Source organism: Embleya sp. NBC_00896, assembly GCF_045207785.1.
In the GTDB taxonomy this organism is placed as follows: Bacteria; Actinomycetota; Actinomycetes; order Streptomycetales; family Streptomycetaceae; genus Embleya.
Genome location: NZ_CP108776.1, coordinates 1,385,984 through 1,398,597 on the forward strand (window position 1 = coordinate 1,385,984; position 12,614 = coordinate 1,398,597).

10 protein-coding genes are annotated in these 12,614 nt (G+C 72.4%); all 10 read right to left on the reverse strand.

What is annotated here, in order from left to right; genetic code table 11:
- Window positions 1-7: 7 nt before the first annotated feature.
- On the reverse strand, window positions 8-1,525 hold the full coding sequence (locus OG928_RS06440) for a hybrid sensor histidine kinase/response regulator transcription factor (RefSeq protein ID WP_406280438.1): 1,518 nt from the start codon (window positions 1,523-1,525) through the stop codon (window positions 8-10).
- Between the two features lie 143 nt (window positions 1,526-1,668).
- Window positions 1,669-3,186: a carboxylesterase/lipase family protein gene (locus OG928_RS06445; RefSeq protein ID WP_406280440.1), complete on the reverse strand. Its 1,518-nt coding sequence runs from the start codon at window positions 3,184-3,186 to the stop codon at window positions 1,669-1,671.
- 13 nt (window positions 3,187-3,199) lie between these two features.
- The gene (locus tag OG928_RS06450) at window positions 3,200-3,997 is read right to left on the reverse strand and encodes an Asp/Glu racemase (RefSeq protein ID WP_406280442.1); all 798 of its coding nucleotides are present in this window, start codon (window positions 3,995-3,997) and stop codon (window positions 3,200-3,202) included.
- Window positions 3,998-4,035: 38 nt separating this feature from the next.
- The gene (locus OG928_RS06455; RefSeq protein WP_406280444.1) at window positions 4,036-4,941 is read right to left on the reverse strand and encodes a fumarylacetoacetate hydrolase family protein; all 906 of its coding nucleotides are present in this window, start codon (window positions 4,939-4,941) and stop codon (window positions 4,036-4,038) included.
- Window positions 4,942-5,005: 64 nt separating this feature from the next.
- On the reverse strand, window positions 5,006-6,115 hold the full coding sequence (locus tag OG928_RS06460; protein ID WP_406280446.1) for a cupin domain-containing protein: 1,110 nt from the start codon (window positions 6,113-6,115) through the stop codon (window positions 5,006-5,008).
- Window positions 6,112-7,191 (reverse strand): carbon-nitrogen hydrolase family protein, encoded by a 1,080-nt coding sequence (locus OG928_RS06465; RefSeq protein WP_406280448.1) that lies wholly within the window; start codon window positions 7,189-7,191, stop codon window positions 6,112-6,114. Before OG928_RS06465 ends, OG928_RS06460 begins: the two co-directional genes overlap by 4 nt.
- Before the next feature lie 37 nt (window positions 7,192-7,228).
- A complete protein-coding gene (locus OG928_RS06470; protein ID WP_406280449.1) occupies window positions 7,229-9,610 on the reverse strand; it encodes an FAD-dependent monooxygenase in 2,382 nt (793 codons plus the stop codon).
- A gap of 147 nt (window positions 9,611-9,757) precedes the next feature.
- Window positions 9,758-10,252 (reverse strand): acyl-CoA thioesterase, encoded by a 495-nt coding sequence (locus tag OG928_RS06475; RefSeq protein WP_406280451.1) that lies wholly within the window; start codon window positions 10,250-10,252, stop codon window positions 9,758-9,760.
- 11 nt (window positions 10,253-10,263) lie between these two features.
- Window positions 10,264-11,961: an AMP-binding protein gene (locus OG928_RS06480; protein WP_406280453.1), complete on the reverse strand. Its 1,698-nt coding sequence runs from the start codon at window positions 11,959-11,961 to the stop codon at window positions 10,264-10,266.
- Between the two features lie 299 nt (window positions 11,962-12,260).
- Window positions 12,261-12,467 carry a hypothetical protein gene (locus OG928_RS06485; protein ID WP_406280455.1) on the reverse strand — a complete coding sequence of 69 codons (207 nt, stop codon included), beginning with the start codon at window positions 12,465-12,467 and terminating at the stop codon, window positions 12,261-12,263.
- Between the last annotated feature and the right edge of the window lie 147 nt (window positions 12,468-12,614).

Consider the following 12,614-nt stretch of genomic DNA (forward strand, 5'->3'; position numbering starts at 1 on the left):
CCCGAAATCAGGGCACCGGCCGGGTGGTGTGGCCGGCCCGGACCAGGCCGGATTCGTAGGCGACGACGACGGCCTGGGCGCGGTCGTCGACGGCGAGACCGGCCAGCACGTCGCCCACGCGTCGCTCGACGGTGGCCACGCTGATCCGCAGGTTCGCGGCGATCTCGCCGTCCTCCTTGCCGGCCGCGATCAGGCGCAACAGCTCGACCTCGTGCGAGGCCAGGTGAGCCAGGCTCTCGGGCGCGGAAACCGGCGCGGGCGGATCGCACGCGACCGGCGCCGCCGCCGTGTCCGACGCCGCCACCGGTATGCGCGCGGCGACCCGGAATCCCCCGTCCGCGCAGCGCCCGGCGTCCAACGACCCGCCGTGCACGGCCACCCGCTCCCGCATACCGAGCAACCCGTGTCCGCCGCCGGTCATGGCGTATCCGCCCCTCCCCGCGTCCTCGCCGCCCCCGTCGTCGCGGATCTCGATCGCGACTTCGCTCGGCAGGTACTCCAGCCGCACTCGCGCGGTGGCCCCGCTCCCCGCGTGCTTGCGGGCGTTGGTGAGCGCCTCCTGGGTGATCCGGTACAGCGCGAGGCCGACCGGCAAAGGCAGTTCGCGGCGCGCGCCGTCGACCTGCAACTCGGTGGGGAGCTCGGCCAGACACGATTCGGCGACCAGCCGGGGGAGCTCGTCGACACCGGGTTGGGGCGCCGACGGTGCGGTGTCCGGGTCGCTGTCGCTGCGCAGTACGCCGAGCAGCTGCCGCATCTCGCCGAGCGCGACCCGGCCGGACGCCTCCAAGGTGAGCAGCGCCCCCCGGGCCGCGCCGAGGTCGCGCTCCAAACTGGTCCGGGCGCCGGCCGACATCAGATGCATGGTGGTGATGTGGTGGGCCACGATGTCGTGCAGTTCCCGGGCGATCCGCCGCCGTTCATCGGTCAGCGCCCGATCGGCCAGCAGTTGCCGGTTGACGTCGACCTGCCCCTGCCAGTGCCGCACGCCCGCGCTCACCCCGAGCACCAGCAGGATCGCGATGAAGTCGCCACTGAACAGCCAGACGAACGACTCCTCGATGTGCGTGTAGCCGGAAGTCTGGGCCACCAGGGTCGCCAGTGCCGCCATCGCGACCACCCTCGGCCGGCACGCCAGGCCGACGGTGTACAGCGCGACCGCCAACGAGATGCCGAACCGGGGCGGCATCTCGACGCCCACGTTCAGCACCACCTGTATGCCGAGAACCAGCAGCAGCACCACGACCGGCGCTCGACGCCGCGCCACCAGACACAGTCCCGAAGCGACCAGGAGGGCCACGCCGACCGCGGTGGTCCCGAGCCCGTCGAGCCGCACCGTCATCACGTAGCCGAGTACGTCGACGGCCGCCGCGACGAGCGCGATCAGAATGTCGGTCCGGGTTCGCGCGAGGAACGCCCGCCACGCGGCGACCGGTCCGGGTGCCCCGAAGACATCCGTGACGGGCAGGTCACGACCGGTGATCGCCTTGCCGAGCATGGCCATGGACGAGGAGCCGAAGCCCATCCAGGGCCTCCTTCCAGGGGAACGGTGGGCCAGTATGCCACCGGAACGATCACTCCCCGGATCCACCCGAACCACCCGAACCATGCAGATCACCCGTATCACTCGGAATCTGCCGTACCAGGATGATTCGGGCACGCCGACCGTCAGCGTCCGCCGTCTCCCTCCGCGTACAGCCGCCGCTTCGCCGGGCCGACCGGGTCGGTGCCGGCCGTGTTCGTCGCGTCGAAGAGCATGGTCGCCCGGTTCGGCGCGGTGTATCGCTCCCACGTGGGCAGCCCGGCGTGATTGGGGTCGCCGGTGCGGATGAACGAGATCCAGGCGTCGTGCATCGCCGCGCCCAGGCCGTCGAGGGTCTTCGGCTCGACGCCGGCCAAGAACGGCGCGTGCGACCACCGGTCGGCGTTGCGGAAGCTGAACGGCAGCTCCAGGCAGTGCGCGGCACCGAGCCGGCCATCGTACGCGGGTGTCGCGTAGTCGAACTGGTAGACCCACGCCGGCCGGCCATGCTCCGCGCGGGCCTCGGCCAGGGCCACACTCGGCAGTCGGAACAGCTCGTCGGAGACCAGGTCGGTCAACAGGTCGAGCGCGCTCGCGTCCGGGTGCGCCGCGGCGAAGACGTCGTACGCCTCGGCCCCACGCTCCCCGAACGACTCCACGAAACGACCCCGCACCTCCGCATGCGTCGCGTCCGTGTACATCTCGTTGGCGCCGAACGCGAAGCCGGCCTCGTTCCCGGTCCAGCCGAGCAGAATCTCGATCTCGGGGTTCTCCCCCGCGATCAGCGCCTCCACCGGGTTGCGCGTGAGCGTGCTCCCGTCGACGACCGGCAGGAACGGCACCGGCCACTGCCCCCAGCGGGCCCGCACGCCGAACATCCCGATTGTGGCCTCGACCAGCCGCTCCCACGGCAGCGCCCGCAGCTCCGCGACGTCCGCGACCCCGGCGACCTCCAGAAGTGCGGCCGTGGTGCGCAGCGACTCCTCGGGATCCGGGGTCGCCACCCCGAACGGCGGGCTCTGCAGGATCGCGCGGTGGAACAGCCGACGCCCCTCGGGGTGCACCGCCAGCGCCGCCGTGGAGAAGGCGCCGCCGGACTGGCCCGCGACGGTGACGTCGTCCGGGTCACCGCCGAACGCGGCGATGTTCTCCCGAACCCAGCGCAGCGCGGCGAGTTGGTCGGTCAGCCAGAAGTTGCCGCCGTCCGCGTCGTCGTCGGGGCCGAGATACACGTAGCCGAGCGCGCCGATGCGGTAGCTGATCGACACCACCACGAGGTCGCCGTCCCGGGCGAACGTGTCGCCCGCGTAGATCGGCAGCGTGCCCGATCCGCTGACGAACCCGCCGCCGTGGATCCAGACCAGGACCGGGCGGCGGGCCGTGTCGGTCGCGGGCGTCCACACGTTGAGCGTGAGGCAGTCCTCGTCCAGCGGCGGCGCGCCGTGCCCGCCCAGGACCGGGTCGGCGCGCACCGGCTGCGGCGCGCTCGGCCCGTACTCGGCGGCCTCACGGACGCCGTCCCACCCCGCGTGCGGCCGAGCCGGGCGCCAGCGCAGGTCGCCCACCGGCGGTGCGGCGTACGGGATCCCGGGAAGACCGCGAGGCCGTCCTCGTACCGCCCGCGCAGCGCTCCGGCGGGCGCCTCGACGACCGGCGTGCGGCACTCGTCGGTGCCGGTCACCGCGCCTGCTCCGCGGCGACCGAGCCCACCGGCGCGTCCGCGAACGCCCCGGAGAGCAGGTGGCCCGCGCCCGGCGCGAAGGCGGGCAGGTCGAGCGAGCGCAGCATCTGGTGCACGGTGCACACGGCCGCCGACACGACCGGCTTGCCGAGTCGCTGTTCGGCCTCCTCGATCGCGGCGAGCGAGGGCATCTGCACGCACGCCGACAGCACGACCGCGTCCGCGTCGGCGTGCGCGAGCCGATCGGCGATGCCGGGCAGCAGCAGCGGGTCGTGCGCGGCCACGTCGAGGTTGTCGGGGATCTCCAGCGCCTCGAAGTCGAGCACCTCGATGCCCTCGTGGCCGAGGTAGTCCACCACCGTGCGGGTGAGCGGCAGCATGTACGGCGCGACCAGGGCGACCTTGCGCGCGCCGATCGTGTGCAGGCCGTGCACGAGGGCGCCCGCGCTGGTGACGACCGGCGCGGCGGCGCCGTTCTCGACGGTCCGGGTGTGCAGGCGTTCCTCGGAGACCCGGTGGTAGCCGAGCCCCATGCTCATGATCGCGACCAGGCACGCGTAGCCGAGCACGTCCACGCGCGCGTCGGACAACTCGACGGCGCAGCGGTCCGAGTCGGCGTCCATCGCCTTGAGCTGCTCGGGGGTGACGTGCGTCATCCGCATCCGGCTGGAGTGGAAGGTGAAGCGTTCGGGCGCGACCGATTCGCGGGCCCGCAGGATCGCGGGTACCTCGGTCTCCATCGTGACGTTGGAGCTCGGCACGATCTGGCCGATGCGGTAGGGGTGTTGACGCACGGGAGGTCCTCCGGTGGGAACGGGTGGGCGAACGCGGGTCAGCGCGCGTCGATCACGGGGTTGGACAGCGTGCCGATCCGCTCGACGGTCGCCTCGACGACGTCGCCCGGCCGGAGGTACTGCGGCGGGACCTGGGCCGCGCCGACACCGGACGGCGAGCCGGTGGAGATCACGTCACCGGGTTCGAGGGTCATCCCGGACGAGATGTCGGCGATCAGCCGCGGGATGTCGAAGAGCATGTGCCGCGTGTTGGACTTCTGCTTGACGTCGCCGTTGACGCGCAGCGACAGGTCGAGCGCCTGCGCGTCGGGGATCTCGTCGGCGGTGACCACCGCGGGGCCGAAGGGCGCGTACGAGTCCTGGCCCTTGGAGAAGAACCACTGCCCGGAGCGGCGCTGGTCCCGGGCGCTGATGTCGTTCATGATGCTGTACCCGAACACGTGGTCCCACGCGTCGGCCTCAGTGACCTTGTACGCGGTTCGCCCGATCACGACCGCGAGTTCGCACTCCCAGTCGAGCTGCTGGGTCAGGTCGCCGTTGTGCAGGATGGGCCAACCGGGGCCGGTCACGGCGGTCGCCGGCTTGCCGAACAGGACGGGGCGGTCCGGCAGTTCCTTCGCGGTGTCCAGGGTGCGGTTCGACTCGGCCACGTGCTCGACGTAGTTGAGCCCGATCCCGATGATCTTCCCGGGCCGCAGCGGCGCGAGCAGCCGCACCGCGGCGAACGGGTGCACGGCACCCGCGGGCCGGGCGTCCGGGTCGCCGGCCAGCAACTCCCGTGCGGTGTCGAACGCCTCGGCGCCGGCGCGGATGAACGACAGCAGATCGCCGGGCAGTTCGACGCCCGCGGCGGCGGCCAGCGCGGCGAGGTCGCTCACCTGCGCGCCGTCCTCGGCGCCCAGGCGCGGCGCGGAGCCGTCGACGGTGTAGGTGACCAGGCGCATGGGGGATGTCCTCACGTCGGGGCGACGCGGTGCGCGCCGCCCGGGAATTCGGGGTCGGTCGGGGTTACGGCTGCGGCTGGTGTCCGTCGTTGTCGACGTATGCCTCTTCGCGGAAGAAGCCGAGCGAGCGCATCACCGGGAAGTCGTTGAACGAGAACAGCACCGCGTCCTCGGACGCGTCGAGGTTGGCGTGCTCGTGCCAGGCCCAGGACGGGACGGCGAACACGTCGCCCTCGCGCCACTCGAAGCGCTGCCCGCCGACGATCGAGACGCCGTGGCCCTTGGCCGCGGTGTAGACCACGGAGCCGGTGTGCCGGTGCGCCTTTGTCGCGTGGCCGGCCCGCAGCAGCTGGATGTGCGCGCTCATGGTCGGCATCACCGAGCCCGCGGTCGCGGGGTTGGTGTACTCCATGATCACGCCGTCGTACGGCGAGCCCTCGCTCACCCTGGCCAGGTCGAGCAGGGCCTGGTAGGTGGGCTCCCACGGCCACGCGAGCAGCGGCGAGTAGGGGCGGGTCCACTTCTCGACGCCGTAGGGCACGAGGTTGCCGCCGTAGGTCAGGACCGACGGGTTCACCACCTTGCCCGGCACCTGGTACACGTCGGGGTGCACCTCGTAGAAGCCCGCGTCGAGCGCGTTGACCAGGGGGATGTCCAGGCCGTCCTGCCAGATCACCGGCGCGTCGTCGGACTCGTTGCCGTGCTCGTGCCAGGTCCCGTTCGGGGTGATCGCGAAGTCGCGGGCACCGACCTTGAGCTTCTCGCCGTCCACGATCGTCCACGCGCCGGTGCCCTCGAGCACGAAGCGCAGCGCGGCGGCCTGGTGGCGGTGCGCGGTCATCGACTCGCCCGGGCCCATGATCTGCAGGCCCGTGTACAGCAGCCCGGCGGCCGCGCTGACGTCCCGCCGCCCGGGGTTGACCAGCATCACCACGCGCCGGCCGGCGTCGTCGGCCTTGACCAGGTCGAGCGCCTTGCGTACCAGCGGGCGCAGTTCGGCGTAGCGCCACAGCGTGGGTACCGACTTGGGCTGCGGGTACCACGGCTCGATCTCGTTCGCGACGGTCCACAGCGCACCGGCCTCGCGGTCGGCCAACTCGGCGTAGTAGGCACTCAGTTCCGGCGTGTCGGTGACTCGGGCCCGGCCGAGCATGTTGTCGTCCTGGGTGGTCATGTCTCCTCCTCGGGTGCGGGTGCGGGTGCGGGAGCGGGCGGGGGCGCGGGTGCGAGGGGTGCCGCGACGGGGTCGTGCGTCAAGGTGATCGGTTGCCGCGGCCGGTTGTCGACACTCAGCTGGAAGATGTCGAAGCGGTTGTAGTGGCCGACGATGTCGTGCATCTGCTTGGGCTGGATGCACTTGGCGAGGTCGATGTCGCCGTAGACGATGCCCTCGTCGTCGATCAGCGGTTCGCCGACGGGGCGGCCGTCGGGGCCGAAGATGCCGGAGAGCGCGCTGCGTTCGCGGCCGAGCTGCTTGCGCACCTCGTCGTCGTCGCCGGCGATCGCATCGACGATCTCGGGCGAGATGGTCGAGCACGCGACGACCGAGAACACCTTGCCCTCGAAGCTGTGCGCGGCCGTGCGTACCGCGATCGCCTCGGCCATGTCGTAGTCGGCAGGCGCGACCGGCAGCGCGATGTAGCTCGCGGCGTGCACGAGTTCGCCCTGGGCCAGCAGCGTGAACCGGGCCAGCGTGTTGGTGTTCTCGCCGCACGCGAGCACGCCGAGCGGACCGATCCGGGTGGGGTGTACGCGCAGCGAGCTGCCGTCGCCCCCGGTCCAGGTCAGCTTCTCCGCCCAGGTCGGCACCAACTTGCGGTGCACGCCGATCAGTTCGCCGTCGGCGTCGATGGTGAGCATGGTGTTGTACAGCACGCCCATGCTGTGCGGTCCGCGCTCGTTGACGCCGATCACCACGACCGCGCCGGCCGCGCGGGCGGCGGCGCGCAGGGTGTCCACGTGCGGGCCGGGCACGTCGATGGAGGACCGGTACAGGCGCTCGAACCACGGTGAGCCCTGGACCGGGTTCATCGTCCAGTTCCAGTAGGGGTACCCCGGCACGAACACCTCGGGGAAGACGATGAACTCGGCGCCGTTCGCGGCCGCCTCGCGGATCAGCCCGACCGCCTTGGCCACGGTCGCGGCCGCGTCCAGGTAGACGGGCGCGGCCTGCACGGCGGCGGCCTTGAAGCGCGGCGGGTTGTCGCGTTGCTCGCCGGTCATCACGATCGGTGGGATGGGACTCTGCATCGCGTGCTCCTCGTGCTCCTCGTGGTCCACGGTGCGGTCAGCCTCGTTCGGGCACGGTCACCAGGCGCGGCTGCGGGCGCCACCGGCGGTGCACGGGTTCGGCCTGCTCGCGCAGCAGGTGCAGGCGGGGCGGTACGCGGTCGCTGCCCGCGCCGGGCGGCTTGCGGCTGCCGGGGCGCCACGCGCTCGGCCACGGCGCGCCCGGTCCGGCGTAGCCCTGTTCGGCGGCGGCGTGCAGCGTCCACAGCGGGTCGTACAGGTGGGCGCGGCCCACCGCGCACAGGTCGGCGCGGCCCGCGAGCAGGATCGAGTTGACGTCGTCGTAGGTCGAGATCGCGCCGACCGCGATCGTCGGCACGCCGGTGGCGTTGCGGATCAGGTCGGCGAACGGCGTCTGGTAGCCGCGTCCGTAGGCGGGCCGCTCGTGCGGGACCACCTCGCCGGTCGAGACGTCGATCGCGTCGGCGCCGGCCGCGGCGAGCGCGCGGGCGATCCGTACCGCGTCGTCCTCGGTCGTGCCGCCCTCGGCCCAGTCGGCCGCCGAGATCCGTACCACCAGCGGCTTGTCGGCGGGCCAGACGGCGCGCACCGCGGACAGCACCTCCAGCGGGAAGCGCAGCCGACCCGCGAGCGGGCCGCCGTACTCGTCCTCGCGCCGGTTGGTCAGCGGGGACAGGAAGCCGGAGAGCAGGTGGCCGTGCCCGTACTGGAGCTCCAGCGCGTCGAAACCGGCCCGGTCGGCCCGTTGCGCCGCGGCGGTGAAGGCCGCGGTGATCTCGTCCAGGTCCGCGCGGGTCGCCTCGGCGGGTGTGCTGCCTGCGGGGTCCCACGGGATCGCGGACGCGGCGAGGGTCGGCCATCCGTCGTCGCCGAGCGGTGCGCAGGTGCCGTCGTCGGCGGGCTCGGCGGTCGCGGCGCGGCGGCCGGCGTGGGTGAGCTGGATGCCCAGGAGCGCCCCGTCGGGGGCCTGTGCCCGGACCCGGCTCACCACGTCACGCCACGCGAGCTCGTGCGCGGCCGACCACAGGCCGGGGCAGGATCGGGTCGCGCGTCCGTCGGCGGTGACCGCGGTCATGCCGGCGAACACCAGGCTCGCGCCGCCGAGCGCGAGGGCGCCCAGGTGGGCGGACTCGAACGCGCCGGGGATGCCGTCCCGGGCGGCGTAGGTCGCGATCGGCGGGACCACCACGCGGTTGCGCAGCCGGACCGAGCCGAGCCGGAACGGCTGGAACATCGGCGCCGCGTCAACCTTGTCCGCGCGCCCGGCCGTGAACGCCGTGTCGACGGCGGCCACGAAATCGGGGTCGCGTTCGAGCAGGTTGGCGTGGGTGACCCGGCGGCTGCGGGTGAGCAGGTTGAACGCGAACTGCTCGGGGGCCTGGCCGACCGCGCGGTCGATGTTCTCGAACCACTCCAGGCTGGCCTGCGCCGCGCGCTGCGTGGAGCTCACCACCGGCTTGCGCTCGGCCTCGTACGCGGTCAGCGCGGCCGGGATGTCGGGGTGCTCGTTGACGCACGCGGCGAGCGCGAGCGCGTCTTCCATCGCGAGCTTGGTGCCCGAACCGATGGAGAAGTGCGCGGTGTGCGCGGCGTCGCCGAGCAGGACGACGTTGTCGTGGTGCCAGGTCGCGTTGCGGACCGTGGTGAACCTGATCCACCGCGAGTTGTTGGGGATCAACCGGTGCCCGTCGAGGTGCTCGGCGAGCAGCGCCTCGCAGCGCCGGACGCCGGCCTCGTCGCTGGCCCCGGGCGGCAGGTCGCGGCCGGCGAACTCGGCGAATCCGCCGCGCCGCCACGCGTCCTCGGCGAGCTCGACGATGAAGGTGCTGCGCCGGTCGTCGAACGGGTACGCGTGCACCTGCACGACGCCGAAGTCGTGCTTGTCGACGATGAAGGTGAAGGCGTCGAAGACCTTGTCGGTGCCGAGCCACATGTAGCGGCAGCCGCGCTCGTCCAGGTTCGGCCGGAACGTGTCGGCGTACCGGTCGCGAACCACCGAGCGCACGCCGTCCGACGCGACCACGAGGTCGTGCGTACGGGCCAGCTCGTCCACCGGCGGGGCCTCGGTGCGGTAGCGCAGGTCCACCCCGAGGGCGGCGCAGCGCTGCTGCAGGATCCGCAGCAGCCGTTCGCGCCCGAGGGCGGCGAACCCGTGCCCGCCCGACGTCAGCGTGCGGCCGCCGTAGCGGATGTCGATGTCGGTCCAGCGGGCGAAGCCCGCGGACATGGCGGCGAAGATCTCCGGGTCGGCCTGGGCGATGCCGTCCAGGGTCTCGTCGGAGAACACCACACCGAAGCCGAACGTGTCGTCCGGCGCGTTGCGCTCCCACAGCGTGATCTGCGAACCGGGCGACAGCTGCTTGGCGAGGGCGGCGAAGTACAACCCACCCGGCCCGCCGCCGATGACTGCTATGCGCACAGCGTCCTCCAAAGTTCCCGGCCTGTCCGAGCGTATGTAATAAATTCCACGGTCGTCAATACGGCGCGATATTCGCGCGGATGCGAGGGCCTTGCGACGCGCGGCCCTCGCACCGGTCACGAGCTCACGCGGTCACGCGGTCCCGCGTCACGCGTACGACTCCGGCTGCTGTGTGCCGCCCCGCGAAAGCGCGGCCCTGACCTCGTCCGGCCAGGGCGTCGCGCCCTTCGCGTCGGCCGCGCAGTGCACGATCGACAGCCGGCCGGTCGCGGCGACGCCGTGCTCGCCGCGCACCTCGAAGGCGTAGTGGAGCGAGCTGGCGCCCACCTTGACCACGCGCAGCGTGGTGTGCACGGCCTCGCCGAACCACAGCCGCTCGCGGTAGTCGGCCTCGAAGTGCACGCGCGGGATCGCGCCGAACAGTCCGGCCAGCCCGAGCCGGCGCAGCAGCACCGCCTCCGCCGCCTCGACCCAGCGCTGCACGGCCGAGTAGTGGTAGTGCCCGGCGGCGTCGGTGTCGCCCCACTCGACGCGGCGCTCGACGACGACTTCGGGGAGGTTCTGCGTGTCGACGTCCCGGGTTTGGGCGCCCTGGGTGTCGATGCCCTGGGTCTGGATGTCCTGTGGACCGGTGTCCGGCATGGTGATGTCCTTCACGAGGCTTCCGGGGCGAGGGAGTTCGGCGATGGCGATATGGGGTCCGGGTCCGGGGCCGGGTCCGGTTCCGCCGAGGGCCCCGCGTTGGCCCACGCGCGCAGTTCGCCGCGGCGCAGCTTGCCGTTGCCGGTGCGCGGCAGGGCGGGCACGAACTCGACGGCGCGCGGGTACTTGTACGGCGCGATCGCCTGCTTGACGAAGGCCTGGATGGCCGCGGCGGTGTCGGCGTCGGCCGGCACCCCGTCGCGCAGTACGACGTACGCCTTGACGATCAGGCCGCGCCGCTCGTCGGGCGCCCCGACGACGCCGCACTCGGCTACGTCCGGGTGCCGGAGCAGGGCGATCTCGACCTCGGGGCCAGCGATGTTGTACCCGGAGGAGACGATCATGTCGTCGCTGCGCGCCTGGTACCAGAGGTAGCCGTCGGCATCGCGGACGTAGGTGTCGCCGGTGATGTTCCAGCCGTCGCGCACGTACGTGAGCTGCCGGTCGTCGTCGAGATAGCGGCAGCCGGTCGGCCCCTTGACCGCGAGCAGGCCGGGGGTCCCGTCCGGCACCGGCTGCCCGGCCGGGTCGAGTACGGCGGCCCGGAAGCCGGGTACCGCGCGGCCGGTGGCGCCGGGCCGGATGTCCTCGTCCGCCGCCGAGACGAAGACGTGCAGCATCTCGGTGGCGCCGATCCCGTCGATCAGCGCGATCCCGGTGGCGGCGTGCAGGTCGCGCCAGGTCTCGGCGGGCAGCGCCTCGCCCGCCGACACGCACCGGCGCACGCCCTTGAGCAGGTCGGCGAGGCCGGCGGACATGATCGCCCGGTAGGCGGTCGGCGCGGTGAACAGCACGGTGACGCCGTACTCCGCGACGATCCGGACCAGCCGCTCGGGCGTCGCGTGTTCGAGCAGCAAGCTCGCCGCGCCCACGTGCAGCGGGAAGACCACGAGGCCGCCGAGCCCGAAGGTGAAGCCGAGCGGCGGCGTGCCCGCGAACAGGTCGTCGGGCGTGGGCTTGATGATGTGCCGCGCGAACGTGTCCGAGTTGGCCAACACGTCGCGATGGAAGTGCAACGTCGCCTTGGGCCGCCCGGTCGTCCCGGACGTGAAGGCGATCAGCGCGACATCGTCGGCGGCGGTGTCGACGGCCTCGAAGTCGGCCGCCTTGCCGGCGCAGCGCGCCGCCAGGTCGTCCGGCGTGTCGGCGCCGTACGCGACGGTCGTGAGGCCGGGGGTCTCGGCGGCGTCGAGCTCGTCGAGGAATCGGTGGTCGCACAGCGCGACCTTCGGGCGGCTGATCTCACACAGCGTGCCCAGCTCGTGTGCCCGCAGCAGCGGCATCGTCGTCACCGCGACGCCGCCCGCCTTGAGCACGCCGAACCAGCACGCCACGAGCCACGGGTTGTTGGGGCCGCGCAGCAGCACGCGGTTGCCCGGCACGAGGCCGAGGTCCTCGGTCAGCACCCGGGCGACCTGGTTCGCCCGGCGCTGGAGGTCGCCGTACGACCACTGCTCGTCCAGGGTCACCAGGCAGCGGCGGTCGGGACCGAGCCGCTCGATGGTCTCGTCGAGCAGCACCCGCGCGCAGTTGAGGCGGGTGGGGTAGCGCAATTCCGGTAGTTCGAAAAGCAGTTCGGGCCACAGCTCGGCCGGTGGCAGCCGATCACGACAGAACGTGTCGATATGGGCGGAAGGGGACAGCTCCATGTGCGCGCACCTCATCCTGGTGTCAGCGGGAGTCGCGGAGCCAAGTATCTATCAAAACTGACGACAGTCAATGTAACGCGATACGCACCTCCGGAAACACCCCCGAAACCCAACACCGATCCACCCGAAAACACCCCCACCCCCGAGACTCCCCCGCCCCACCCCCACCTGCCACCCCACGTCCTCCCTCCGAGTGAGCGACAGCAACGGGGCATCTGCTCGTGCGCGCGCCGAGCAGCCCGCAGCGATCGAGAAACTGCTGCTGCCGGCGGACCGGCAGCGGGTCCGGCTCGGGTGGGTCATACCGGCCGCATTTGGGGCCCCGCCTTGTACATCTCGTCGGCGGGCGCGATGTCCGTTTTCCGCTCCCGGACGCCGTGCTCGTAACGGACCATCCACCGGCCACCGTCGTGCCAGACCTCGGTGATGGTGCCGAGGTGATGCAGGCCGGGCCGGAGCTTGCGCCAGAGGACATCGCCGGGCGACCACGGGGGTGGGCTGGCCATTGCTTCTCCAATGGATGTGGAGGGGGACGGGGCCACGCCCCTGGGCGTCGCCGCCCCGTGCTCGTGGTGCCTCGCTCGGCCAGTGGGTTCACGGCCCGCCGGTCCGGCGGCGCGGGTCGGGGTGCGCCGCCGGACCTGGGGTGCCGC

Excerpts from the sequence above, each read along its gene's own strand:
- OG928_RS06460 (WP_406280446.1), bottom strand. The coding sequence starts at position 6,115 with ATGACCACCCAGGACGACAACATGCTCGGCCGGGCCCGAGTCACCGAC.
- OG928_RS06485 (WP_406280455.1), bottom strand. The coding sequence starts at position 12,467 with ATGGCCAGCCCACCCCCGTGGTCGCCCGGCGATGTCCTCTGGCGCAAG.
- OG928_RS06475 (WP_406280451.1), bottom strand. The coding sequence starts at position 10,252 with ATGCCGGACACCGGTCCACAGGACATCCAGACCCAGGGCATCGACACC.
- OG928_RS06440 (WP_406280438.1), bottom strand. The coding sequence starts at position 1,525 with ATGGGCTTCGGCTCCTCGTCCATGGCCATGCTCGGCAAGGCGATCACC.
- OG928_RS06465 (WP_406280448.1), bottom strand. The coding sequence starts at position 7,191 with ATGCAGAGTCCCATCCCACCGATCGTGATGACCGGCGAGCAACGCGAC.
- OG928_RS06455 (WP_406280444.1), bottom strand. The coding sequence starts at position 4,941 with ATGCGCCTGGTCACCTACACCGTCGACGGCTCCGCGCCGCGCCTGGGC.
- OG928_RS06480 (WP_406280453.1), bottom strand. The coding sequence starts at position 11,961 with ATGGAGCTGTCCCCTTCCGCCCATATCGACACGTTCTGTCGTGATCGG.